This is a genomic window from Mycobacterium sp., assembly GCF_036490025.1.
Taxonomy (GTDB): Bacteria; Actinomycetota; Actinomycetes; order Mycobacteriales; family Mycobacteriaceae; genus Mycobacterium.
In genome coordinates this window covers 1-25,392 of the sequence record NZ_DASXEP010000181.1, presented here as the reverse complement: position 1 = coordinate 25,392, position 25,392 = coordinate 1, and the positions used below count along the sequence as shown (strand labels likewise).

Sequence of the window (25,392 nt, the reverse complement as noted above, 5' to 3'; positions counted from 1 at the left end):
CGTGGGTGATGCCAACTGCGAGCTGCGCCAGGCCTTGCCACAGCATCCGTTCGTCGTCGGGGCCGTGCTTCCAGGCCGCCTCGAGGACCTCGTGCGCGCTGAACGCCAGGCCGCGATCCAGCAGATCCTGGGCATAGGCCAGGGTTTCGGCCGGTGCCAGCTCGAGGTCATCCGGAATCCGCGGGATGCCCGCACTGCCGTGGGGCAGCGGCCGGCCCAAAGAATCGCGCGGGCGGGTACTTTGGGGTCGGCCCGATTGGTCGCGATCTCGCTCGGCCACGCTCCCATCATGCCCCCCGGTGTCACGTCATCGACGTTCACCATCGCGCGCTGCCCAAGCCCGATTACGAACTGGGCTGCGGGCTCTGCACAACTCGGCTGGCGGTGGTCGCGATGAAGTCCTCGATCAGCTCGACCACCTCGTTGGGTGCCTCGACTTGCGGGAAGTGACCGACGCCCGGCAGCACCTCAAGTCTGCTGTCGGTGCGCGCCTGCTGCGCGGCGTACGCGTGGTCGACGGGAATGATGCTGTCGCTATCGCCCCAGATCGCCATGATCGGTAGGTCTTGGCGCAGCCCCAGCCGGTTCAACGCGCTGACCGCCTGCCCGCGGTAGTCGACCACGGATCGCAGCGTCCGCAGGAACGAATCCCGCGTCGCCCGGTCCGACAGCGACGAGTAGGCGCTCCACAATTCCGCACCGCGCGGCGACTGAATGCCGGCAGCCCTCAACCACGACCTGAGCTTGTTACCGGCGGCCAGCACCGGCTTGGGCGCAATAATCGGCAACACCAACTCCGCGCCGGGCGCCGACAGCAGCCGCAACACCAGCCCGACATCGGGGCCCAGGCCGCCGCTGCTGATCAGGATCAACCGCTTGACGTAATCGGGGTGTTGGTAGACGAACTGCATGGCGACACCACCGCCGAGCGATTGCCCGACCACGGTGGCCTGGCTGACGCCGAGTTCGTCGAGCAGATCGCGCAGTAACACCGCGAACGCGCCCAGCGAGTAGTCGCTGCGGGGTTTGGCCGACTCGCCGTGACCCAGCAGGTCGGGCGCGATCACCCGGAACCTCTTCGACAGCTGCGGTATCACCGACCGCCAGGTGTCCGAACTTCCGGCCATGCCGTGGATCAGCAGCAGCACGTCCCCGTCACCGTCGTCGCGGTAAGCCACCCGATCGCCGTGCAACTCCAGGAACTTCAACTCGTTCATGTGAACCGGTTCCCCCTCTGGTCCTGCTTAGGCCCCCGCCCAAACCCATCGTGACAGAAAATGCCGGACGCCGTGCCGTGCTGGAGGATCAGGCTAGTACCGCGCACGACGCGTCCGTCACCACAACGACACACCCTCGCAGGACACCAAACCACCACGACCCGCTACCCACCCTGTATTCGCGGTGCCAGGGATGCCAGTGTGTTGCTTGTGACTATTGATGTCGGCGACTCACCCGTCCCAGCGCGGTGCGTAGTCGCCGGGGCCGGCCGCGCCCAACAGGTCAACCACCCGTCACCTCGCCCTCCCCGACCGCGACCAGAAGCATGAACGTCCTGTCGCCCTTGCCTGCCTTTGTCGTCAGCACCAGCGGGTAGTACCCGTCGCGCACCAACTGAGCCACCTTGATCGAGACAGTCGAGGTACCCGACCCCTTGGCATCGAACTTCCCGGACACCGGCACCCCCGAAATCCCTGGGGCGTAAGCCTTTGCAGTGATCTTGTAGTCATCGGGACCGTCGACCATCCGCTGCACGTTGACGGTCACATCGGTCGTCGTCCCGGCGTCCACCGCGACGATGGCCGGCGAGACATTCACTGTCACAGCCAGACTGCCCGCACCAAACGATGGCGGCGCCGACGATACTGCGGTGCCCCACGACTTGTTGGCCTTCGACGACAGCGAGAACGCCAGCTCGCCGCCGGCCGCCAGCATCGACTCCGGAAGATAGGTCTTGTCGGTGCCCCGGCCATTGATGTGCAGGCCGCTGATGTATTTCAGGCGGTGATGCCCGGATGCGCCCGGCGCGGAAATACGGATGAATTTGTCTGCGGGAAGGGCGATCTCGACCCGGTCGAGCAATGGCGTGTTCACCGTCAGCGTCGACGTCCCCGGGACGCTCGGATAGAGCCCGAGCGCGGCCCACACATACCAGGCCGACATCGCGCCCAGGTCGTCGTTGCCCGGCTCACCGTCCGGGGTGGGACTGAACAGTGTGCCGCGCACCCGGTCGACCAACTCCTGGGTTTTCCAGGGTTGGCCGATGTAGTTGTACAGCCACGGCACACTGAAATTCGGCTCGTTGCCTGCCCACAGATACGGCTCCTCGGGGCCGACATTGAGCTTCGAGGTGAATTTGTCGAGCCGGTCGGCCACCGCCTGCCGGCCGCCCAGCGCGGTCACCAATCCGGCGATATTCTGCGGCACATACCAGACGTATTGCTCGGCGTTGCCCTCGTCGAATCCGACCTGGCTGAAGCAGTCCTTCCCGGGCGGCACCACCGCGGGACCTTCCGGGAAGAAGCCGAGGGCATTGCGCGGCGAAATCGAATGGGTGGTGGGATTGAACAGGTTCTGCCAGTACTGCGCGCGGTTCTGAAAGTCGGTGGCTGCGTCGGAATTGCCTAGTGCAGAAGCGAATTGGGAGATCGCGAAGTCGTCGACCGACCATTCCAGCGAGATCGAGGCCGCGGGAAACGAACCATGGCACGACGTCGTCGGCAACGGCAGGTAGCCGCGCCGCAGATACGTCGCGATCGCCGGGCGCTCCACATAACCGTTGCGCCCGACACCGCCTTCGGTCGCGGCGTCGAGCATGAAGTGCAATGCCCGGTGAACGTCAAAGTCCTTGGCGCCGAACGCATAGAAGTTCGCGATCAGCGGCACCACGCTGTCGCCGGTCATCTCCGCGGTCGCGGTATTGGCCAGCGCCCACCGCGGAAACGACCCGCTCTGCTCGGCGTCGTTGACCAACGACTGCGCCATGTCGCTGGCCTCCCGCGGAAACACCAGACCTTGCAGCGCCGCCACCCCGCGGTAGGTATCCCAGTCCGAGTAGTTCGCGTACTGCATGTGCCCGGCCGCCACGGTGTGGATACCGTGGTCGAAACCGATGTAACGCCCGTCGGCGTCGTTGAAAGTGTTGGGGTTCAACAACGAATGATAAAGCGCGGTGTAGAAGGTGACGATGTCGTCTTCGGTGTAGCCGGCAATCTTGATGCGCGACAGCGCCGAATTCCACTGGTTCGACGCCGCGGCGCGGACATCGTCGAAACTCTGCGCCGCCTCGTCCAGATTCTTTCGCGCTCCGTCAACGTTCACGTAGGACAGCGCCGTGCGCACCTCGAGCTGCGAGCCGGCCGGGAACTCCACGTATCCCCCGCTGGAACCCTGGTAACTCGAATACGCGCTGCGGCCCTCGGGGGAAACCGAGGAGCCGTCCCAGGTGCCGAAGGACGTGAACGGCTTGCTGAACTTCATCACGAAGTACACCGTGTAAACGTTGTCCTTGCCGCAGAAGCCGCCGCTGGTCGCCGATCCGGTGATCGTGGTGTTGTCGTCGCCGATCTGGATGTTCGCCGCCGAGGTGCCCCCTAACGATCCGCCGGGCCGGACGATGAACCGCGCCGGACGACCGCGCGGATAGCGGAAACGGCCCACGCCGGTGCGGTTGGTGGCGCTGAGTTCCGCCGTCACGCCGGTCGACGGGAACCGCACCGTGTAGTAGCCGGGCACGCCGACCTCGTGGCTGTCGTGCGCGATCTCTTCGGAGGCGTCCCAGGGGCTCGAGCCGACCGGGCTGGTGGTCGGAAGCATCGAGATGTCGCCGAACGCCGGGCAACCCACCGAGGCGTGCGTCATGCTGAACCCGGTCGCGCGGCTGTTGGCGTGGGCGTAGCCCGCGTAGTTGTCGACGGTGTCCGGCGAGTACTGCACCATGCCGAACGGGACCGAGGGGCCGGGGAAGTTGTTGATCTCCCCCACTGTCTTGCCGCCGTTGCCGGTGCCGATCAGGGTGTCGACGTGCTCGACCGGGTTGGCGACCAGTGGCGGCGGTTCGTACGACGTGGGCGTAGCACTGGCCAGCATGGCGCCGACCAGCAGAGCTGCCGCGATAAGCGCAACGGCACCCCGACGTGACCGCATAGCCGAATTTTGCTCCTTCGCGGGCGCTTCGTGTGGGAGACAAGCCGGTGCGGCGGCGCTGGAACTACGAACCGTCCCCAGATAGTTGACGCCCTTGACGCTGTATCCTTGACGACGTTGACGTCCATTTGGTTACTTGTGATGATGGCGTCGAACAGACCGAAGGGAAGCGACGATGACGGACCTTGCCTCATTCGAGCAGGAGATCATGCGATCGGTCGGCCAGAAGGTCCACGACCGACTCCGCAAGGCGCGCGAAGCGCAGCTCCGTCCCGAGGAGTTCGGAGATCCGGAGGACATCGCAGACGCGATGGTGGCGGCGCTCCCGTTGGGTCATGTCTTCGACGAGATATCGGGCCCGTTCTACGACACATCGGGCCTCAGCCGATGGCTGGGAATCTCACGTCAGGCACTGCACCAGAGAGCGGCGCGACACGCAATACTGGCGTGCCCGCTCGACGATGGCGGCGTCGTCTACCCGACATGGCAATTCCTCGACAACGGCGCGACCATCCCGTCGTTGACCGAAGTGCTCGCCACACTGGCGGAGGGCACCGACGACACATGGATGATCGCGCTGTGGATGCGGGCGCCAAGCGAAGATTTCGAAGGCGATCCTCCCAGTGACTGGCTGCGTAACGGCCATGCCCCCGAACGAGTCATCGCGATGGCACGTCAGGTGGCATCCGGCTGGGCCGCGTGAGCAATTCCCGGCAGCGTCGAGCACTGGGCAAACCCCCGGCCGACCTATCAGGTTTCCCCCGATCACGGCTTTTACCCAGCAAGCCGTTGTACCGAGCGCACACTGCCGGCAGGTCACCGTGGTGGTTCTCCTCCGACTTGTCGGGTCGTTTCGATCTGATCCAACCGAATGGGACGTGTTATCTGGCAACGGATGTCGCCACCGCGCTACGGGAACGATTCGGTCATGCTCTGGTCCGCAAACAGGTGGTCACTTTCGATGCGGCGGCTAAAACCGAAATGTCGAAGGTGCAGATTTCGTCGGCGCGCTGGCTCGCGAACACTTGCTCGCGGGATGCGGCGAAATTCGCTATGACCCGCGAAATCGGGACGTGCCCGTCGTATGCCATTCCGCAAGCGTGGGCGGCGGCCTTTTTTGCCGGCGGCAAGCATTCAGGCATTCGCTACCAAACCCGCTTCAGCACCGGAGACCCGTCCAACGCGGTGGCGTTGTTTGACGCTGCGGGTCAACAAGGTTGGACCACCGACCCCCATCCGGTTGACGGCGTTCAAGCATGCACCCACGAAGGCATCAGGGTCGCCCGCCGGCCCACCCGCCGACAGATACGGATCGTGCATTCGCCAGGATGAGCCGGGCCGGACAATCAGATACCGGCGGGCGCGCGCCGCACGGGATGGCATGGGAGTATCCCGAGATGCGATTGAGCCTCAAGCGCGTGGGCATGATGCTGGCCGTCTTGATGATGATCACGTCCTGCGGCGGCAACGATCACCCCGCCGCGCCGGTGAAAACGACCGCGGCGCCTGGCTTGTCGCAGTCCGAAGCAACCGACATCGCGACCGAGGCTTACGCCTACGCCTATCCGCTCGTCACGATGGAATACACCCGTCGCGGTTTCACCAATGTGCCCGCGGCAGAAGACACCAAAGCCCCGATGGGGCAGTTCGCCCGCATGCGCGAGTATCCCAACGCCGCGTTCCACGCAGCGACCGCTCCCAACGCCGACACGCTGTACACGCAGGCCTGGTTCGACGTGTCCAAGGAGCCGTGGATCATCACCGTCCCGGACATGGGCGACCGCTACTATCTGCTGCCGATGCTGGACGCCTGGACCAACGTCTTCGCGTCGCCGGGCACCCGCAACGGCGGCGGCAAACCGCGGACGTTCGCGATCACCGGACCCGGCTGGCACGGCGCGCTGCCGCCCGAGGTGATGGAGTACAAGTCGCCGACGGCCTTGGTGTGGCTGCTGGGCCGCATCTATTGCTCGGGCACGCCAGAGGATTACGACGCGGTGCACAAGCTGCAGGACCAGATCAACGCGGCGCCCCTGTCGTCATTCGGCAAGCCCTACCTGCCGCCGCTCGCTCAGATCAACGCGTCCGTCGACACGAAGACGTCGGTACGCGCACAGGTGAATGCCCTTGGTGCGCCGGAGTATTTCGCGTTGTTCGCCCGCCTGCTCAAGACCAACCCCCCAGCGCCCGAGGATGCGCCGATGGTGGCCAAGCTCACCCGGATCGGCATCGTCCCCGGGCACGACTTCGATCCCACCAAACTGCCGGCCGCAGCGAACGCCGGTCTGGCGATGGCGCCAAAACTCGGTCAGGGCAACATCAGTGGCTGGCGCGAAGACGGAGTGGTGGCCGGCGATTTCGTCTTCAAGAACGGCTGGGCCTACACCGTCAAGGCAGGAGCCTACGGGACCAACTACCGGCAGCGAGCCTTCGTCACCGCGGTCGGCGTGGGTGCCAACCTGCCCGAGGACGCCGTGTACCCGACCTCAGAAGGCCCGGATCTCGCCCAAAAGTACAGCGGTGCAACGAAATACACCATGCATTTCGACAAGGGCCAGCTGCCGCCGGCGCGCGGGTTCTGGTCGCTCACCATGTACAACGGCGACTACTTCTTCGTCGACAATCCGCTGAACCGGTACACGCTGAGCCCGCGCGACAAGCTGGCGGCCAATCCCGACGGTTCGACCGACCTCTACATCCAGGTCGACTCCCCCGGACCGGACAAGGAATCCAATTGGCTGCCGGCGCCGAAGGACCGGTTCACGCTGATGCTGCGGCTGTATTGGCCCACCAGCGCCAAGCCGTCGATTCTGGATGGGACGTGGCACATCCCACCGGTCAAGGCAGTCCCGTAGCTACGTCCGCCGCGCGAAGACGAACTGGTTCCCCGGCACCAAGTCTTTTACCGCGTTGGCGACGCTGCGGCCGTAGCCGGCCATCAGCTCGTCGGCCGGCGTCACCGTCACGTCCCAGCCGTGCCGGCCGAACCATTCGCCGACCGGTTCACGCTCTTCGAAGTACCACAGCTCATCGGTCCGCGGAATGTCGCGCTGCGGGTCAACTTTCGCCATGATCTCGCGCACTCGGTCCATCCGCGCGCGGCGCTTGGCACGCAACTCCTCGTCCAGGAACGACGGGCCCAACGCCTCCACCGCAACCCGGCTGCCGGGGGCGGTGAGTTCCTGAATGCGCTCGAACAGCAACTCCTGCGCGGCGGCCGGCAGATACGGCATCAGCCCTTCGGCCGACCACACGCTGGGCTCTGACGGGTCAAAACCGGCCTCCCGCAAAGCCTTCGGCCAGTCACGACGCAGATCCACCGGGACCGCGATCCGATGGCTGGCGGGCTGGGCGCCATGCTCGGTCAGCGTCGACAGTTTGAAGTCCAGCACCCGGTCCTGGTCCAGCTCGTAGATCGTCACCCCGGCCGGCCACGGCAACCGCCAGGACCGCGCGTCGAGGCCCGCCGCCAGGATCACCGCTTGCCGGATGCCGGCATTGGCCGCATCGAGGAAGAACGTGTCGAAAAACTTCGTCCGCGAGGCCATGTAGCCGACCATCGCCTCCATCTGCAGCGGCAACTCGGGTTCGGCTTCGACGACCTCGGGCGGCAGCTGCGGAGCAGAATGCCAGTTCCACACGCCTTCGCCCGCGGCGTCAAGGAACACCCGCGCGAACGGATCGTGAATCAGCGGATCGTTGCTCTCGGTCTCTGCGGCTCGCGCCGATGCCACACCCAGCGCCGTCGCCCCCACACTTTCCGTTATCTCCCAGGAGTCGTTGTCAGTCCTCGCCACGCTCATCCCCTTTCCGGCAGCACACCTTTCGACCGTACGTGAGCCGGCTAGGTACCAGCTGTGTGCCGCCTCAGTGGCCTCAGCAGTCACGACGGGGAAGGATTTAGCGCCTTTCCAAAAGTGATATCGCATATGGTCACGTTCTCGAACCACACATCATGGTCGGTCCCTGGTGCACACGTGACTGCTGTGACTCACCGCAGCGCGTGGTCAGCAATAAGGGCAAGGCAATCCGGCTCGCGACGCAGGTCTCCGGTTATGTTGTCCGCGAGCCGCTGATAGCCGCGGGCCGGAGCCGATCCGAAGGATCGTTGGAAAGATGCACGTCGACGGGCGCGAAGTCACCGTTACCGGTAACTTGCTGCAACCCTTGACTCGGCGCACCAACGACATCCTGCGGGTTCTGCTGTCCGCGGCGTTGCTGGCGATCGTGATCACCAGTTCGGTCGTCACCCGCACCCGGTGGGACGAGCTGGAGAAATCCATCTCCCGCATCGTCGGGGTGCTGACGGCGACCCAGTCCGACGTGGTCTACCTGGTGTACGGCCTCGTGGTCCTGGCGTTGCCGTTCATGATCCTGATCGGCTTGATCCTCGCCCGGCAATGGCGACTGCTTATCCCGTACGCGGCGGCCGCGGTGCTCTCCGTTCTCGCGTTGTCGATCACCGGTACGGGCCTCGCCGCGCCGCAGTGGCATTTCGACCTGTCCGACCGGTTGCGCACTGTGCTGTCCCAATTCCTCGACGACCCACGCTGGATCGGGATGCTCGCCGCGGTGCTCACCGTGTCCGGCCCGTGGCTGCCGGCGCGCTGGCGGCATTGGTGGTGGACGCTGCTGCTGGCGTTCATCCCGATCCACCTTGTCGTGAGCGCCATCGTGCCGGCCCGCTCGCTGCTGGGCCTGGCGGTCGGATGGTTCGTCGGCGCGCTGGTGATCCTGGTCAGCGGCACCCCCGCGCTTGAGGTTCCGCTGGATGACGCGGTGCGCACGATGGCCAAACGCGGCTTCGTGGTGACCGGGCTGAAGGTGGTCCGTCCCGCAGGTTCCGGGCCGCTGGTGCTGTCGGCGGTCACCGAGGACCCGGCTGAGAACGCCGTGGTCGAGATGTACGGACCGCATCAACGCAGCGGCGGCGCCCTGCGGGAAGCGTGGCGGATATTGCGGCTGCGCGAGAACGAGACTGCTCCCCTGCAGGCCTCGATGCGTCGCGCCGTCGAGCATCGCGCCCTGATGACCATCGCCATCGGCGAGTTGGGCGTCGCCAACACCGCGACGATCGCCGTCGGGATTCTCGACCGAGGCTGGACGTTGTACGCGCACAAGCGCATTCGCGGCGAGCCGCTGAAGAAATGTCACACGTCGACACCGGTAGCCGAGGTGTGGGAATCGCTGCGCAAGTTACAGGACCACCAGATCTCGCACGGCGATCTACGGGAGAAAGAAATCACCGTCAGCAACGGTGCCGTGTTCTTCGGCGGGTTCGGCAGCGCGGAATACGGCGCAACCGACAACCAACTTCAGTCCGACATCGCCCAATTGCTGGTGACGACGTCGGCGCTCTACGGCGCGGACGACGCGGTGAGCGCAGCGATCGACGTGCTCGGCAAAGACGCCGTGCTGAGGGCATCGCGCCGACTCACCAAAACCGCTGTGCCGAAACATATCCGGGACTCGGTGAACGACGCCAAAGCGGTCATCTCTCGCAGCCGCGCGGCGGTGATGCGCCAAACCGGCACCGAGAAAATTCAACCCGAAGCCGTCACCCGGTTCAGCCGTAGCCAACTCATCCAACTTCTACTGCTCGTCGCGCTGGTGTACGTCGCGTATCCCTTCATCAGCACGGTGCCGACGTTCTTCAACGCGCTGGGCAAAGCCAATTGGTGGTGGGCACTGCTAGGTCTGGTGATTTCGGCGTCGACGTATGTCGGGGCCGCGGCGGCGTTGTGGGCGAGCGCCGACGAGTCGGTGAACTTCTGGCGGCTGTCGATCGCACAGGTGGCCAACACGTTTGCCGCGACGACGACCCCGGCCGGCGTCGGCGGCCTGGCGCTGAGCACCCGGATCCTGCAGAAGAGCGGGCTCAGCACGACACGAGCCACCACGGCGGTCGCGTTGCAGCAGTCGATGCAGGTGATCATGCACGTCTTGTTGCTGATCTTTTTCAGCACCGCTGCCGGCGCGGGAACCGACCTGTCCCACTTTGTTCCGGGGTCGACCATGCTGTACCTGATCGCGGGTGCGGCCCTGGGCATCGTCGGCGTCTTCTTATTGGTGCCGAACCTGCGACGGTGGCTGTCGACGGCGGTGACTCCGAAACTCAAGGAGATCAGCACCGACATCATCGAGGTGGCGCGCGAACCCAAGCGGATGGGCTTGATCATCCTGGGATGCACCGGAACGACGCTCGGCGCGGCGCTGGCGTTGTGGACCAGCGTCGAGGCGTTCGGCGGTCACACGACGTTCGTCACCGTCACCGTGGTCACGATGGTCGGCGGCACGCTCGCCTCGGCCGCTCCCACTCCCGGCGGCGTCGGCGCCGTCGAAGCCGCGCTGATCGGTGGGTTAGCCGCGTTCGGCGTGCCCGCGGCCGTCAGCGTGCCGTCGGTGCTGCTGTATCGGGTGCTGACCTGCTGGTTGCCGGTGTTCGTCGGCTGGCCGGTGATGCGGTGGCTGACCCGCAACGACATGATCTAGCGGCTGGTGTCGTTGCTCACACTGTGTCCTCGATGAGTAGAAAGTCCTGTTCGTAGGCTAAGCTGACGAATAACGTTGGCTTCCTGGCCGACACGTCGTGGATTGCTCCGACATTCGAATCCAAGCTTTTTCGCGGCGATCGATTTTGCCCACCGGCAATCTCGCCACCCCAAGCACTTCCTGATGCCTGAAAGGCACCACACCACAATGACTTCCACTAATTCTTTCGCTGACCTCGGCGTGCCCGCACGGCTGATCAGCAACCTGTCTGCGCGCGGGATCACCGAGCCCTTCCCGATCCAGGTCAAGACCCTGCCCGAAACGCTGGCCGGCCGCGACGTGCTCGGCCGCGGCAAGACCGGCAGCGGTAAGACGCTGGCCTTCTCAATTCCGTTGGTAGTCCGCCTCGAGTCGGCCAAGCGACGGCCCGCCCGTCCGACCGGCTTGGTGCTGGCACCCACCCGCGAGCTGGCGACCCAAATCTCCGCAGCCTTGGAGCCGCTGGCCGCCAGCTACGGCCTGCAAGTCACCACGATCTTCGGCGGGGTGTCACAGACCCGTCAGGTGGCCGCGCTCAAGGGCGGCGTCGACATCGTCGTCGCCTGCCCGGGCCGGCTGGAAGATCTGATGCGCCAGCGGTTGATCAGCCTCGACGCCGTGGACATCACGGTGCTCGACGAGGCCGACCACATGGCCGACCTCGGTTTCTTGCCCGGCGTCACCCGCATCCTGGCTGCAACACCGGCCAGCGGTCAGCGACTGCTGTTCTCCGCCACTCTGGACAACGGCGTCGACAAGCTCGTCAAACGGTTCCTGCGCAACCACGTCATGCACTCCGTCGACGAGGTCAACTCGCCGGTCGCGGAGATGACCCACCATGTCTTCCACGTCACCGGCGCCGCTGCCAAAACGGAGTTGGTGCACCGGTTGGCTTCTGGCACCGGTCGACGAATCCTGTTCATGCGCACCAAACACCAGGCCCGAAAGCTCGCCCGCCAGCTCACCGAAGCCGGCGTGCCCTCAGTTGACTTGCACGGCAACCTCTCTCAGCCGGCCCGCGACCGCAATCTGGCAGCGTTCACGTCCGGAGCCGCCCGCGTGTTGGTGGCCACCGACATCGCCGCCCGCGGCGTGCACGTCGACGAGGTGCAGCTGGTGGTGCACGTCGACCCGCCCGCCGAACACAAGGCGTACCTGCACCGCTCCGGGCGTACCGCACGAGCCGGCAACAGCGGCGACGTCGTCACCGTCGTGCTTCCCGAACAGCGCAGAGACACCTCGGACCTGATGCGCCGGGCCGGTATCGCCGTGCGCCCGCAGCAGGTCACCGCGCAGTCCGAACCCGTCGTGCAACTGGTCGGCGAAGTCGCGCCCTACCAGGCTCCGACCGCCAGACCCGTGACTGCCCAGCCCGCCCAGCGCTCGCAGCCGCGACGCCGTCCTAACCGCGGTGGCGAGCACGCCAGAGCGGCCCGCAGCGGCCAGCGCACAGGTGGGCACGGACATCGCGCCGGCGCCCGCAGCGGGGCATCACGCCACACGTCCTAGGCTCTGTTTCGATTGTTTCAATCGACAGGGCCTGCTGGTAGCCTGGAGTCATGTCCACTGCTGTTGCCCCGTTGGTTCGCCAGGTCGCCGAACGCGCCCGCACGGAACCCGGATTCGCCGAGGTGCTCGACGCCATCCTGGGGGCGCCGACCACGCCGCAGGGAACGCTGGAGCGAGTCGCAGCGCAGAGCCTGAACGACGAACGCCGTAGCGCGTTGGTGCGCGAATTCGTCGAGGGCGCACTGCCGACACCGAAGGTGCAGCAGCGGCTCGCGCTGCATTCACCGCAGGCGGTACACCGGCTTCGCAGCCGGGGCAAGCTGCTGGGGTCAGCGGTCGGCAACCAAACATACTTTCCTGCTTGGCAATTCGACGCCGACCGAGTGCGGCCGGATCTACCGCGCATCCTCGAACTGCTGACCGAGTTCACCTCCGACCCGCTGGCCGCCGACCGGATCATGCGCCTGACCCACGACGAGCTGGGCGGCTCGTCGATCGCCGAGGCGCTGCGCCGCCCGAAGACCGCCGACACCGCGTGGCGGATGCTCGCCGCCATCGGTGCCTGACCTTCCCGCCGGCTACCAGAGGCCGCTGCCCGACGCCCGACCCGTCGGCCTGCGCCGTCGGCGCGTCGACGCCGGCACCGAGCTGTGGCGGGTCGAGGCGGCGCCACCGTCGGAGTGGACCTGGACCGGCTTTCCGACCGCCCGCTACCGTTTCGACCCCGAATCCGGGGCATTCCGAACACATTATGCCGCAAGCACTCTCGTCGGCGCCTTCCGGGAGCGTTATCGACCCACCGGGCTGATGATTCCCGCCGATCACGCTGATCACCAGCTGGTGCGGCTGGTCGCCGCGCGCCATTTACGCGTTCTCGACCTGCGCACTGAGGCCAACCTCGACATCCTCGGCGTCGACGACCAGATCAACACCGGACAACATGCCGACGTGTGGGACACCTGCCATCGGCTGGCCGACGCCGTGAAGCGGTGGTGGCCCGAGCCCGACATCCTGGACGCGCTGGTCTACCGGCCGCGCACCACGCCGGAGACCTCGGTCAACTACGCCTTCTTCGCTCTCGAGCCGTTCAGCTACGAGTCGTGGCCGCTCGCCCAGCGCACCGATGTGCTCACCAATCTGGTCCTGCGGCACAGCTTTACTGTCGGCTGGCAGCTATCGTGAAGCCATGACGGAAGATTCGCACGCGGTTACCGCCTCGCATCCACCCCAGACACTTCTGCGCCTGATCAACCCGATCTTTACGTTGCTGCTGCGCACCCCATTCGCAGGCGCGGCGCGCAACCAGTTCATGGCCGTCGACTTCAAAGGTCGCAAGAGCGGACGACCGTATTCGCTTGTGTTGACCGCCCATCTGATCGACGGCATCCTCTACGCCCTGACCGGCGCGACCTGGAAGGCCAACTTCCGCGACGGCGCACCGGCGCAGGTGCTGCACGACGGCAAGACGAACACGATGCGCGGCGAGCTCATCACGGACACCGCGCACGTCGCTGACCTCTTGGCGCGCTGCGCCGAGTCCTACGGCGTCAAGCGCGCGGAGCGGGTGATGGGCATCGGTTTCCGCAACCACCAAATGCCGACCCGCGACCAGTTCGCCGAGGCCGTCGAGCGGCTGAACCTCGGGGCGATCCGGTTCACCCCGGCCACCTAGCTAAATGCCGTACTCGGGCAGCGTGAAGTCATCGCGCGCGAAGCCGGCGAACAGCGTGGCCAATGGCACAATGTCGGCCAGTCGCATTGCCACGTTGCGGAACCACAAGCCGAACCGGGTCCGGGTGGCGAAGAACGGAATGTTGCGTTGCGCACCGGCTTGCTTGGTTTTGATAAAGGGACGCATGAGCGACTGGTAGGCATCGAACGCGCGGCGGTAGTCGCCGTCGGCGCGCGCGAGTTCGCCGGCCAGCACGTACGCCTCGGTGATCGCCAGTCCGGTGCCCTCACCACCCAACAATGAAATGCATCCGGCGGCGTCGCCGATCAGCAGCACGCGGTCATGCGACCAGTCATCCATCCGGATTTGGCTCACGACGTCGAAATACAAATCGTCGACGTCGTCGAGCGCCGCCAGGAAATCCCACGCTTCCCAGCCGATATCGCTGAACTCGCTGCGTAACTGATCTTTTGGTGCCAGGCCCGCGCTGTCGTGCTCGGCGCGGAAGATGAACAAAAGCATGGTGCGGTCGCCGCGCAGCGTGAAACGCCCCAGCTGGCGACCGGGACTGCCGTAGGTGACGTACACCAGATCGTCGCGGGGCCGGTATCCGTCGACCGTGCACGCAGCGACCTTGCAGCCCAGGTAGTGCTCGAAGTCCTCGTCTGGCCCAAAGACCAGACGGCGCACGTTCGAGTGCAATCCGTCCGCGCCGACGAGCAGGTCGAAATCGCGCGACCCGCCGTTCTCAAGGGTCAGCCGGACGCCCTCACTGTGCGCGTCCACGGTGGCGATGCTGTCGCCGAAGATCGTTTCGACCTTGTCTTCAATGGTGCTGTACATCGTGGCGGCCAGGTCGCCGCGGGGCAGGCTGATCAACTCGTCGCCGAACATGCGTCGGAAGACATCGACATGCACGTCGGCCTTGACCTGGCCGCGGGAGCCGACGGAGCGCACCGCCTCAACCTGGTACCCGGCGGCACGGATCGGGTCTTCGATGCCCATGCGTTTGGCCACTTGGTAGCCGACGCCCCAGAAGTCGATCACGTAGCCGCCGGTGCGGAACTTTGGCGCCTGCTCGATCACCGTCGGGTGGTGGCCGGTGCGGTGCAACCAGTGGGCGAGCGCCACACCGGCCACGCCGGCGCCGCTGATCGCGATCCTCACACCGCCGTTCTTACCAGCAAGGTGCCGATACGTGCCTGATGCGACTTGATATCGCATGTTACGGCTGTGACGGCTGCTGCCTACCGCACCGCTCCTGCACCCTGAGCAGCATGGGTCTGCGTGATCACCGGATCCTGGTAATCCGCGGCGTGCACCGCTGAGCGCACCGCCGCACAAACCGCCTGCGTCCGGTCGGTCGGCACCAACGCGATCACGCAGCCGCCGAATCCGCCGCCGGTCATCCGGGCGCCCAGCGCACCCGCGCCCACCGCGGTCTCGGCGATCAGATCGATGTGTGCAGTGGTGATGGCGAAGTCGTCGCGCATCGAGGCGTGCGACTCGGTGAAAATCCGACCCACTTTGGGATAGTCCGAATCACCCAACGCCGCAACCACATCGAACACCCGCTGATTCTCCGTCAGCACATGACGGGCGCGGCGGGCGTCCACCGGATCGGTGACCCCGTCCAGCACCGAGACTCCGCGATCCTGGATCTCCCGCAGCGACACCACACCAACATCGGCGGCCGCCCGCTCACATGACAGCCGGCGCGCGGCATACTCGCCGCCGACATGTCCGTGCCGCTCCCGAGAATCGATCAGCAGCAGCACCACACCCGACGATGACGGGTCGAAGCTCACCGGTGACACGGTCAGCTTCCGGAAGTCGATCAGCAGCGCCGTCGATTCCTCACCGAACAACGAAGACAGTTGATCGAGCAAACCCGTTGGCGCGCCGACATACTCGTTCTCCGCGCGCTGGGCAAGACGCGCCTGATCCAGCCGGTCGATATGCAGGCCGGTGGCCAGGGCGCCCAGCGCCGCGCACTCCAGCGCCGCCGAGGACGACAGGCCCGAGCCCATCTCGACCTCGCTGGTGATCGACATCGCCCCGCCGGGCACCGGGTGCCCGGCCATCCGCAGCGCCCACACCACGCCGGCCACATAGGCCGCCCATCCCGTCACCTCACCGGGCTTGGTGGTCAACGGAATTCGCACCGAGCCATCGATACGGTCGCTGCGCACCGTCAGCGCATCGGCGTCCGAGGGCTCGAACGTCACAACGGTGCGCCGCGGCAACGCGATCGGCAATGCCCAGCCGAGGTTGTAGTCGGTGTGCTCGCCGATCAGGTTGATCCGCCCCGGTGCGGAATAACGGATCCTCACGCGAGGTCCCGCAGGCGGTGCGCCACGGCTTCGGGCAGCACGTCGCCGATGAACGCATCCATCGCCGATTCCGATGCCGCCAGATACTTCAACGCGACCGCGCTGCGCCGGATCGACATCAGCTCGACGTGGAAGTAACCCTGCCGCAGAGCGTCGGTGTCGGCGTATTGATGGAGGGCCGAAATATAGGGCAGTGGAGCCGAATACATCCGGTCGAACCGTCGCAGCACATCGAGATAGATCGCCGCGAACCCATCCAGTTCCGCGTCGGAAAGGTCAAGAAGGTTGTGCACGAACCGGTTCGGATAGATGTGCACCTCGACCGGCCAGCGCGCCGCGAACGGTACGAACGCGGTGAACAGTTCGGTGCGCGCTATCACGCGGCTGCCATCGGCGACCTCACTGGCCAGCAGGTCGGCAAACAGGTTGCCGCCCCGGTGCTTACCCGCCTGGTGCATCATGGCCGCGGTCCGGGGCGTCAGGTACGAGTAGCCGTAGATCTGGCCGTGCGGATGCGACAGCGTGACGCCGATCTCCTCGCCCCGATTCTCGAAGCAGAACACCTGCCGCACACCCGGCGTCGCGATCAGATCCGCCGTCCGGTGCCGCCACGCGTCCACCACCAGCCGGGCGTGCGGCTGCGACAGCTCACAGAATGACCCGGTGTGGTTGCTGGAGAAGCAGATCACCTCGCACCGCCCGACGCCCGGCACCGGCACGAAGCCGTCCGGCACCGATGCGGCAGACCCCGCACCGGACAGGCTCGGGAACCGATTCTCGAAGACGACCACGTCGTAGTCGGGTGCGGGCACCTCGCTGGTCATCCCGGTCGGCCCCGGGCACAGCGGGCACTGGTCGGGCGGCGGCTTGTAGGTGCGGTCCTGCCGCCGCGCGGCGATGATCACCCACTGCCCGGTGGTCTGGTCGAACCGCAGCTGCGACTGGCCCGGCTCCCACGGCGGCAACGGCCGGCGGTCGGCGACCGGGGCCGGGGTGTGGCCGGGCAGCGAGAAGAACAACAGCTCGCGGCCATCGGCCAGCGTCGTTCGCGTGCTCATTGGCTCCCATCTTTGCCGCTGTGTCAGAGTCAGGTCACAACAGACACGCATTTCCGCAGAAGAGAGGCTGGCCACGGGTGTTCGGTGCCGCAACCGCGCGCTACGAGCGGGCGCGTAACTGGACGATCGGATCCGATCCCGGGCTGCTGCGGCTGCGGATGGCCACCCGCACCACCGGCGCGCTGGCGACGTCGCTGCTGGTCCTGTTCCTGCTGACCAAGGCGACCGGACAGCCGCTGACAGTGGCGCTGCTCGGCGCGCTGATCACGATGGTCTCGGCGCGTTCGGTGAACGACCCGGATCCGCGCCGACAGCGCGTCACGATGGCGCTGATGCCGGTGCCCACTGCGCTGGCCATCACCGCCGCCGCCCTCGTCACGCCGCACCCGGTGATCGCCGACGTGCTGTTCGTCGTGGTGGTGTTCATCGCGGCTTACGTGCGCCGGTTCGGCCCACGCGGCACGGCGCTGGGCATGGTCACCTTCATGTCGTACTTTTTCTCGCTGTACCTGCGGGCGCAATTCTCCGAGCTGCCGTGGCTGGTCGGCGCCACCGTCATCGGTACCCTGAGCAGCTTTTTGTGGAGCACCTTCCTGATGCCGGATCGACCGGAAAGCGTTCTCCGCGAGAACGTCCGGTCGCTGCGGGCGCGGATGGCGATCGTCGTCGACACCACAGCCGATCTGGTGCGAGCCCGCCGTGTCGACGAACGGTCGCAGCGGCGGCTGAGGATCAGGGCCATCCGGCTCAACCAGGTCGCGTTGACGGTCCAGGCCCAGATCGAAGAGCGGGTGAACCCTGGGGCGCTGTGGCCGGGGGTCAGCGGCGAGGACCTCGCCATGTGGCTCTTCGATGCCGAGCTCACCGTCGAACGCCTCGCCACGGCGGGTAGTCGGGCCGCCCAATCCGACATTCCCGCCGCCACCCGCACCGAGCTGGCCGACACCGCTGCCATGCTGTCGCGGGCAATCCGGATACCGCATGGCAGCCGCCTGCGACAGACGGCGCAGCGGGCTCAACGGCTGGTCGAAAAAGCCTCAGGCCCCGACGAGCTGGCGGCGCGCCGATTGGCCCTGGCGATCGTCGACACTGCGAAAGCGACCGCCGAAGTTCGTGCCCGGATCGAGCGCATCGCAATTGCGCAGCCAGACGCCCCGGCACCGCGCGAGCCGCAGTTGCGGTCGGGCATGCTGCAATCCACCCGGCAAGCCATTCAGGTTGCCGTCGCCGCGGCACTGGCCATCGTCGTCGGCGAGATAGTTTCACCGTCCCACTGGTATTGGGCGGCGATCGCCGCGTTCGTCATCTTCGCCGGCACCAATTCGTGGGCCGAGACTCTCGACAAAGGCTGGCAGCGGCTGCTCGGCACGGTTCTCGGGGTACCCAGTGGCGTATTGGTCGCCACACTGGTATCCGGCAACACCGTCGCCTCGCTGGCGATGATCTTCGTATGTCTGTTCTGCGCTTTCTATTTCATGAAGGTCACTTACAGCCTGATGACCTTCTGGATCAGCACCATGCTCGCGTTGATGTACGGCCTGCTCGGCGAATTCACCTTCAGCCTGCTGCTGTTGCGGATCGAGGAGACCGCCGTCGGCGCGGTCATCGGAATCGCGGCTGCGATGCTGGTGTTACCGATCAATACCCGAACTCATATCCGGAACGACGCGCGCACGTTCTTCCTCACGCTGTCCGACCTGGTCCAGGATTCGGTCGCCGCCCTGCTCGGCGGCGAGACGGCGGTGAGCTTGACCGAAACGGCGCGACGGCTCGGTCGCGACCTGCAGCAGTTCCGGACCACGGCCAGGCCGCTAAGCGCCGGGATCGCCGGCATGGCGGGACGCCGAACAATGCGGCACGGGCTGCGGATGCTCACCGCCTGCGACCGCTATGCGCGAATCCTAGTCCGTAGCAGCGAAACCCGCATCGACACCTCGCCGGAGGTTGCCGATGCGATCAACTCGACCGCGACGCAGATTCGCCGCAATATCGACGTGCTGATCACGGCGCTCGAATTCAGTCAGGGAGCAACGGTCTTCCCCTCCACCGATTCGATCGACGCCGCTGAGTCACTTGCCCGCCGGCACAGCGACCATTGGCTCGAGCCCGACCGTCGACGGCTGCTGACAGCCCTGCATGCACTGCGTCAAATCGACCGCGTCGTGATCAACGCCGCGACCGACCTCGGCGCCGACAACGCGGCACTGCTGTCCAATGTGATCTCCGAGGCTTGATTGCGCGGAGCATAGCGGGATGTCTAGTATTTTGGGCTATGCCACCCAGTTTGCTACCGAGCGTCGTCCTCGTGCACGGAGCGTGGGCCGACGGATCGAGCTGGAGTCGCGTCATCACCGGTCTACAACAAGCCGGGATCAACGTCACCGCCGCCCCGATCCCGCTCACCACGCTTGACGACGATGTGAACGCCGTCAAGCGAGCTATCGATCGGACCGAGGGACCAGTCGTCCTGAGCGGCCACGCATACGCCGGCGGCGTTATTGGCGCAGTGAGCCACTCACGCGTCAAAGGATTGGTCTACGTGGCCGCCTTGGCGCCCGACGAGGGCGAAACCGTCGCCGATGTGTTTTACCGCGATCCCCCGCATCCGCAGGCACCAGAGCTCAAGCCCGATGACGGCGGGTGGATTTGGTTGCCCGAGAGCGCTTTTGCAGCCGCGTTCGCACAACAGGCAACCGCCGAAGAACAACAGCTGCTCGCCGCCGTGCAGCGACCTATCGCGACTGCGTGTATCCAGCAGGCCGCGCCAAGACCGAGTTGGAATGATCTGCTGAGCTGGTATCTCATTGCGGAAGAAGACCGCATGATCAACCCGGCCACCCAACGGTTCATGGCCGAACGCATGCAGGCACGCACCCGCACCGACACGTGTGACCACGCGCCGTTGATCACCCGACCGCAGGCCGTCATCGACATCTTGACTGAGGCAGTCCGCAGCGTCTGACTAAGACTAACGCCCTTGCCGGGCAAGGAAATCCAGTACCGCATCAGCGAACAGGTCATTGCGATCGCCGGCGACCATGTGCCCGGCGCCTTGCACGTCGACGAACTCGACGGCGGGGAAGCGGGCCAGAAACTCATCGGCCCGATTCTGGCTGACCAGGTCGCTCACTTGACCGCGCACCAGCAGCATCGGCACGCCGCCGGCCAGGATCGCTTGCACCGCGGCGTTCATCCGGTCGACGTCGGTCAGCTCGCTGGGCGGAAGGGATGCGGTCTCGCTGATGAACTTCGGATCCCAGTGCCAGTACCAGCGGTCGCCGCGGCGGCGCAGATTGGTGCGCAAGCCGTTGAGGTCGGTCGGCCGCGGCCGGTGTGGGTTGTATTCGGCGATCATGTCAGCGACTTCATCGAGTGACGTGAACCCGGTTTTCATCCGGTCAGCCATGAATGTGTGGATCCGGTTCGCGCCGGATTGATCCATGTTGGGCACGATGTCCACCAGGACGACCGCGCGAGCAATACCGGGCGAAATCTCGCCCGCGAGAAGCATTGTCGTGAAGCCGCCCAGCGATGCACCCACCAGCACGGGTTGCGCGGGCAGCCGGCGCAGTACTTCCTGCACGTCGCCGGCGAAGCTGGCCAGCCGATAATCGCCGTCCTCCGACCAGTCCGACTCGCCGTGGCCGCGGAAGTCGACGGTGACCGCTTGCCATCCGCGCTCGGCCACCGCGCCGGCCGCTTTGCCCCACGAGCGGCGCGTCTGCCCGCCGCCGTGCAGGAACACCACGGCCGGCAGCGCGGGATCGCCGAGTCGGTCGGCGACGATGCGGGTGCCGCCAACGCCTCGGATCGTGAAAGTTTCCGGGGTGATGGTCACTGTTCGCTTCTTATAAGAATGAGTTCTCCGCGGTCAGTCCACGCTCGGGGAACGCGCCCATGGCAAAGGTCTCGGCATTGCCGAGCCCGGCGCCGCCGCCGACCGGATCATCCACCCGCACAAGCAGATCCCGCAACTGGTGTAACTCGCGGGCGTTTTCCGGCTTGTCGCAGCCGGTGATGTGGCTGCCCTCGACCTTGAGGTCGCCGACCCACTGGCCGTACACCCAGTCGTTCCATCCGTAGTAGCCCGCGGTCCCGAGGTGAAAGCCGGTGGGGCCGGCGGCGGTGATCGTCAGCGGGCGTTTCGATCCGTCGGTGTCGATCAGGGTGATCGCACCGTGGGTGAACCGCCGGTTGCCGTCCTCGAAGTGCATGTCCTGTTCGACCGACGGGAACCGGTGCGAGGTACCGTCGGGGTGCTGTTGCTCAGCCTGGCAACGTATTTCGGTGAAGCCGTCGCCGCGCTCCTCCTGATACATCACGAACAGCGAATAGGCCGATCCGTCCGGACGAGTCAGCGTCATCGGCAGCCAGGTCATGAACATCTGCTTGATCTTGCGGCTACCGCGCGGCAGTCCTGGTATCGGTTTGCCGATGCCCGGCCGTAGGCCCCAGGAGTGATCGCGGATCGAAATCCAGTCGTCGGCGCCGATTTCGACGCGGCCGCCTTCGACCTCGACCCAACCAGACGCCACCCCGATCTGATGGTAGCGCAGGATGTTGTGGGTCACCCGGTATCCGTCCGGGCTGCGATCGGGCCAGGGGTCTTCCAGCGACGCGTCGAAACTTCCCCGCAGCAACACATCGAACGCGATCGGCGCGTGCTCATTCGGGTCTAGGCTCACCCGGATGGCGCGCAGCGGCTCGACGACCTGATAGTGAATCGGCCCGACCTCGGTGCTCGCCGACGCCGACGACAACCGCCGCCCCCCGCGCACCGTCCACTGTTCGGTGCCGCGACACACTCCGGCGGCGCCGTCGAACACGCCGCGGTTGGTGTACTTGCCGATACCAAGGACAACCTGCAGCGAGTTGTCCCGTGCGTGGGCGATCGTCCAGATCTTCTCGGTCCACGAGGGGTCCGACTGGCTGACTGTGGCGAATGTGTCAACGATCTGATGGGTGAGCAGCTCATCCTCGGGCACCAAGGCGCCGTAGTTCGTTGACAGCAAATCGATTACCTCTCTGCCTTCGGGAAGAACCTCGTCATATCACTGCCCCGCTCATATTCTCGCATCCAAGTGTCCGCCCATTCCGGCAGCGGCTGGTCGGCCGGATCGTGCTGCGGCGTCTGCGACAACAACAGCCGCCATACCATCGCGAGCAGCTGGCGGGTCGGGACATCGTTGAACAGGGTCGGCGGACCCGTGCGGCGTGCACGTCGACGACGGCCGCCGGGCCCGCGATACGTCAACTCGCCGAACAGCAGCGAGATCGACAGTAGTTCCTGCGCCGAGGCGCCGCGGTCCTCGAACGGGACGACCTCGTCGAAAACCTTTGCTATCGACTCGGATACCGTGCCGACGTGGCTGAAGGTGTCGCGGATGTGTTTGGTTCGGTACCACGGGTCAGGACTGATGTGCCGATACAGGATCAGTCCCGAGCTGCGGTGTTCGATCTCTTCGACGAAGTGCCACATCATCAGCGAGGCGACACGCTGATCCCCCGCACCGAACAACGAATCACGGTTGTCCAGAATGACTTTGAACAGCGGGGTGAACGTCGCCTCCAGGTTGGCGATGTAGGCGGCGTGGAATTCGATCGGCTGCTCCTCGAGCAGCTTGTCGTACGCCCGGCAGGCGTCCTCGTAGCACTGCTCGAGTTCGGGGTAGCGCTGCACCAGCGCAATCATGTGCTTGCGGTGCGCGGACGCGTGTTGCGCCTCCTGCCGCAGGAACGCCTCGGCCTCGGCGGCGACGTCCGGATCTTCCTGCAGCTTGTCCTGAGCCTTGCGGACCACGTTGACGATGTAGCGCTCGAACGGGACGGCGATGAAGGTGAACGCGTTGCAGAACAGGCCGAAGTTCGGGTTGGCAGGCTGCCACATGAACGGCACGGTCGCGTCGAACTCCCACGGGATCTTGCGGATCACGAGGTTGGTCACCGTCGCTACCTTTCAATAGCTAGCCCCGACACCACCGCCAGCGGTAGGCTCAGTGTGACATTTGGCCCCTTAGATGTAAAGGACTCGATGGTGGCTGCCGCGCATGCTGTCGACGCCGAGCACTCCACTCGACGACGGATCCTCGCCGCCACCTTCGTCGTGCTGGCGCGTGATGGCCGCCGGCGGTTGCAGCTGTCCGACGTAGCCGCCGAGGCCAAGGTGTCTCGCCCCACGCTGTATCGCTACTTCGGCTCCAAGGACGGGCTGCTCGACGCGTTCGGTCTCTACGAGCAGGACAACTTCGACGCCGGCATCGCCACCGCGATGGCCGGCCTCAGCGGGCCCGACCGGCTCGATGCCGCATTGCGATTCGTGGTCGACTTCCAGAGCAGCTATTCGCTGGGCTCACTGGCCCAGACCGAACCCGAACACGTGCTGCAACAGATGAAACGCGTGCTGCCGATCATGCGTGACCGCATCGCGCGCATCATCGGCGGCTCGCAGCCCGACATCGCAGCGTCGGCGGTCGTGCGAATTGCGGTGTGCCACTATGTGATCAGCGACGACACCCCGGACCGGTTCCTAGCCGAGCTACGCCATGCGGCCGGCGTGAGGTCGAGTCACAGCCGTCACTCCTACACCGCTCTCTGACCATGACATGCGGTTGCGAAAAGATGTCGCATGCGATATCAGCGTGCCGCCGTCAGCCAGTCGTTGATCTTCGCGGCGATGAGCGCCGGCTTCTCGAGATGCAGGAAATGACCGACACCGTCGACGATTTCGGCGACCGAGCCGTCAGCCGGCAGGTGCGGGCTGAGGTCCCCGAGCAGATCGGCGCCGATCGCGCCGTCGTTGGCGCCGTGTAGATACAGCGTCGGCACCGGCGACGGCTGCATGGTGGCGGCCGCCTCGGTCTCGGCGTTCGGGTCGGCGAACTGCGGGTTGAACGAGGCACGGTATGGCGCAATGACATTCGCGATATTGTCCGCGGTCAGATAGCGACGCAGTTCGGCGATGTCGTCGGCGGCGTCATAACCCGGCGACCAGTCCGCCCATAGCGACTCCCAGAACCCCGGCCCCAGCAATACCGACTCGGCCATGCCGACCTGCTGGATGAACCAGATGTAGAACGACCGCTTGAGTTGGGGATAGCTGAACAGTCCCGTGGCGAGCGCGGCGACCGGCGGAACAGCAAGTGCGACAAAGCGTCTGAACGCCTCGGGTTGGGTGACCACGGCGCCGTATCCGGCCTGCGCGCCCCAGTCGTGACCGACGAGGATCGCGCGGTGGTCCGCGTCGTAGCGACCACGGACGTCGAGCAGGTGGCGAACGTAGGTTCCGACGCTGATCGGCCGGTCGGTCGGGGCGTCGTATCCGGGTAACCACGGCGCGACCACCCGGTAGCCCTGCCCCGCCAGATCAGGGCCGAGGTGACGCCAGGTGAACGGGGTGTCCGGAAAGCCGTGGGCGAGCACGGCCAGCGGCAGCGACGCGTCCTCGATCGCTCCGAAGGTGAGCGGCGGCGGCGAAGTCACCCCGAAAGCGTATTACAGCAATGGCCTTGGACGTAAACTGTTGGTCATTTACATCTGACCGGTCATATGTAAATCTGGTGGGCATGGCAGGAATCGCGCTCGTTCAACGCGACCTAGCGGACACCCGGGCCCGGCTCCAGGCGTGGTTCAGTCACCGATTCGGCGGCGACGCCGCGCTGTCGGAGCTCAAGGATGCTAATCGGGCCGCCGGCTGGTCGAGCGAAAGCCTGGTGTTCGCCGCCGACGTCGCGGGCCGCTCCAGCGAATACGTGTTGCGGATTCCCCCGGCCGGTGGCGGCATCTTCCCCGACTACGACCTGGACGCGCAGACCCGCACCCAGGAGCTGCTGCACGGGCATGGGATCGCGACACCGTCACCGATCCTGAACGAGCCCGACGAATCATGGATCGGCTCCAAGTTCCTGGTGATGCCGCGCATCGTCGGGCACACCCCGTCGGACACCACCTATGCGACCCGAGGCTGGTTACACGACGCCCGACCGCAGGTTCAGCGTCGCGCGCACGATTCGTTTCTGCAGACACTCGCCGCCTTGCAGCGCGTTCCCGTCGAGGACGCGACGTGGCTCCACCGACCCACGGGCACAGGCATTTCCGCGGAGCTGGCGTGGTGGCAGGAGTATGCGGCCTGGGGCACCGACAATCAGAT

At 65.8% G+C, this 25,392-nt stretch carries 23 protein-coding genes; 12 read left to right on the top strand and 11 right to left on the bottom strand.

The genetic code is table 11. From position 1 onward, the window contains the following. From VGG53_RS21530 to VGG53_RS21520, 3 genes are all read right to left on the bottom strand, one after another. Positions 1 to 280: DUF309 domain-containing protein (locus VGG53_RS21530; protein ID WP_331520142.1), on the bottom strand; the 280-nt coding region annotated here is incomplete at its 3' end. Between the two features lie 64 nt (positions 281 to 344). After that, positions 345 to 1,217 carry an alpha/beta fold hydrolase gene (locus tag VGG53_RS21525; protein WP_331520141.1) on the bottom strand — a complete coding sequence of 291 codons (873 nt, stop codon included), beginning with the start codon at positions 1,215 to 1,217 and terminating at the stop codon, positions 345 to 347. A gap of 283 nt (positions 1,218 to 1,500) precedes the next feature. After that, complete coding sequence (locus VGG53_RS21520; protein WP_331520140.1) at positions 1,501 to 4,143, bottom strand: GH92 family glycosyl hydrolase; 2,643 nt, start codon at positions 4,141 to 4,143, stop codon at positions 1,501 to 1,503. A gap of 175 nt (positions 4,144 to 4,318) precedes the next feature. Between VGG53_RS21520 and VGG53_RS21515 the strand changes: the two genes are divergently transcribed. Genes VGG53_RS21515 through VGG53_RS21505 form a run of 3 tightly spaced genes read left to right on the top strand, consistent with a single transcriptional unit; the run spans position 4,319 to position 6,998 of the window. Then, complete coding sequence (locus VGG53_RS21515) at positions 4,319 to 4,846, top strand: hypothetical protein (protein ID WP_331520138.1); 528 nt, start codon at positions 4,319 to 4,321, stop codon at positions 4,844 to 4,846. After that, the gene (locus VGG53_RS21510) at positions 4,843 to 5,475 is read left to right on the top strand and encodes an RES domain-containing protein (RefSeq protein ID WP_331520137.1); all 633 of its coding nucleotides are present in this window, start codon (positions 4,843 to 4,845) and stop codon (positions 5,473 to 5,475) included. The genes VGG53_RS21515 and VGG53_RS21510 overlap by 4 nt, the downstream gene beginning before the upstream one ends. After that, positions 5,472 to 6,998: a DUF1254 domain-containing protein gene (locus VGG53_RS21505; RefSeq protein WP_331520136.1), complete on the top strand. Its 1,527-nt coding sequence runs from the start codon at positions 5,472 to 5,474 to the stop codon at positions 6,996 to 6,998. The genes VGG53_RS21510 and VGG53_RS21505 overlap by 4 nt, the downstream gene beginning before the upstream one ends. Here the strand turns inward: VGG53_RS21505 and VGG53_RS21500 are convergent, their stop codons facing one another. Next, a complete protein-coding gene (locus VGG53_RS21500) occupies positions 6,999 to 7,940 on the bottom strand; it encodes a class I SAM-dependent methyltransferase (protein ID WP_331520135.1) in 942 nt (313 codons plus the stop codon). Between the two features lie 319 nt (positions 7,941 to 8,259). On the opposite strand from VGG53_RS21500, the gene VGG53_RS21495 reads away from it, so the two are divergent. The 5 genes from VGG53_RS21495 (at position 8,260) to VGG53_RS21475 (ending at position 13,855) form a co-directional block, all read left to right on the top strand. Then, complete coding sequence (locus VGG53_RS21495; protein WP_331520134.1) at positions 8,260 to 10,635, top strand: lysylphosphatidylglycerol synthase transmembrane domain-containing protein; 2,376 nt, start codon at positions 8,260 to 8,262, stop codon at positions 10,633 to 10,635. A gap of 207 nt (positions 10,636 to 10,842) precedes the next feature. Beyond that, positions 10,843 to 12,183, top strand: a complete 1,341-nt coding sequence (locus tag VGG53_RS21490) for a DEAD/DEAH box helicase (RefSeq protein ID WP_331520133.1) — start codon at positions 10,843 to 10,845, stop codon at positions 12,181 to 12,183. A gap of 50 nt (positions 12,184 to 12,233) precedes the next feature. Then, positions 12,234 to 12,749, top strand: coding sequence for a hypothetical protein (locus tag VGG53_RS21485; RefSeq protein WP_331520132.1), 516 nt, complete (start codon positions 12,234 to 12,236; stop codon positions 12,747 to 12,749). Further along, positions 12,742 to 13,365: an RES domain-containing protein gene (locus tag VGG53_RS21480; protein WP_331520131.1), complete on the top strand. Its 624-nt coding sequence runs from the start codon at positions 12,742 to 12,744 to the stop codon at positions 13,363 to 13,365. Before VGG53_RS21485 ends, VGG53_RS21480 begins: the two co-directional genes overlap by 8 nt. A 4-nt stretch (positions 13,366 to 13,369) precedes the next feature. Beyond that, a complete protein-coding gene (locus VGG53_RS21475) occupies positions 13,370 to 13,855 on the top strand; it encodes a hypothetical protein (RefSeq protein WP_331520130.1) in 486 nt (161 codons plus the stop codon). On the opposite strand, the gene VGG53_RS21470 is transcribed toward VGG53_RS21475, so the two are convergent. The 3 genes from VGG53_RS21470 to galT form a co-directional block, all read right to left on the bottom strand. Beyond that, complete coding sequence (locus tag VGG53_RS21470; RefSeq protein ID WP_331520129.1) at positions 13,856 to 15,022, bottom strand: FAD-binding domain; 1,167 nt, start codon at positions 15,020 to 15,022, stop codon at positions 13,856 to 13,858. It abuts the gene before it with no gap. 80 nt (positions 15,023 to 15,102) lie between these two features. Continuing rightward, positions 15,103 to 16,188, bottom strand: a complete 1,086-nt coding sequence (locus VGG53_RS21465; RefSeq protein WP_331520128.1) for a galactokinase — start codon at positions 16,186 to 16,188, stop codon at positions 15,103 to 15,105. Further along, positions 16,185 to 17,246, bottom strand: a complete 1,062-nt coding sequence (galT, locus tag VGG53_RS21460; protein ID WP_331520127.1) for a galactose-1-phosphate uridylyltransferase — start codon at positions 17,244 to 17,246, stop codon at positions 16,185 to 16,187. The genes VGG53_RS21465 and galT overlap by 4 nt, the downstream gene beginning before the upstream one ends. A 158-nt stretch (positions 17,247 to 17,404) precedes the next feature. Here galT and VGG53_RS21455 point away from each other — a divergent pair, with 158 nt between their 5' ends. Together VGG53_RS21455 and VGG53_RS21450 are read left to right on the top strand one after the other, a co-directional pair. Then, the gene (locus VGG53_RS21455) at positions 17,405 to 19,480 is read left to right on the top strand and encodes an FUSC family protein (RefSeq protein WP_331520144.1); all 2,076 of its coding nucleotides are present in this window, start codon (positions 17,405 to 17,407) and stop codon (positions 19,478 to 19,480) included. Between the two features lie 38 nt (positions 19,481 to 19,518). Further along, the gene (locus tag VGG53_RS21450) at positions 19,519 to 20,208 is read left to right on the top strand and encodes an alpha/beta hydrolase (protein ID WP_331520126.1); all 690 of its coding nucleotides are present in this window, start codon (positions 19,519 to 19,521) and stop codon (positions 20,206 to 20,208) included. A gap of 6 nt (positions 20,209 to 20,214) precedes the next feature. Here the strand turns inward: VGG53_RS21450 and VGG53_RS21445 are convergent, their stop codons facing one another. The 3 genes from VGG53_RS21445 to VGG53_RS21435 are packed head-to-tail and all read right to left on the bottom strand — an operon-like array spanning position 20,215 to position 23,190. After that, on the bottom strand, positions 20,215 to 21,078 hold the full coding sequence (locus tag VGG53_RS21445) for an alpha/beta hydrolase (protein ID WP_331520143.1): 864 nt from the start codon (positions 21,076 to 21,078) through the stop codon (positions 20,215 to 20,217). 16 nt (positions 21,079 to 21,094) lie between these two features. Beyond that, positions 21,095 to 22,258, bottom strand: coding sequence for a hypothetical protein (locus tag VGG53_RS21440; RefSeq protein WP_331520125.1), 1,164 nt, complete (start codon positions 22,256 to 22,258; stop codon positions 21,095 to 21,097). Positions 22,259 to 22,263: 5 nt separating this feature from the next. Beyond that, positions 22,264 to 23,190: a metal-dependent hydrolase gene (locus tag VGG53_RS21435; protein ID WP_331520124.1), complete on the bottom strand. Its 927-nt coding sequence runs from the start codon at positions 23,188 to 23,190 to the stop codon at positions 22,264 to 22,266. Between the two features lie 87 nt (positions 23,191 to 23,277). Here VGG53_RS21435 and VGG53_RS21430 point away from each other — a divergent pair, with 87 nt between their 5' ends. After that, positions 23,278 to 23,841 (top strand): TetR/AcrR family transcriptional regulator, encoded by a 564-nt coding sequence (locus tag VGG53_RS21430; RefSeq protein ID WP_414689026.1) that lies wholly within the window; start codon positions 23,278 to 23,280, stop codon positions 23,839 to 23,841. A gap of 38 nt (positions 23,842 to 23,879) precedes the next feature. On the opposite strand, the gene VGG53_RS21425 is transcribed toward VGG53_RS21430, so the two are convergent. Next, complete coding sequence (locus VGG53_RS21425; RefSeq protein WP_331520122.1) at positions 23,880 to 24,725, bottom strand: alpha/beta hydrolase; 846 nt, start codon at positions 24,723 to 24,725, stop codon at positions 23,880 to 23,882. 83 nt (positions 24,726 to 24,808) lie between these two features. On the opposite strand from VGG53_RS21425, the gene VGG53_RS21420 reads away from it, so the two are divergent. Further along, positions 24,809 to 25,392: phosphotransferase (locus tag VGG53_RS21420; protein ID WP_331520121.1), on the top strand; the 584-nt coding region annotated here is incomplete at its 3' end.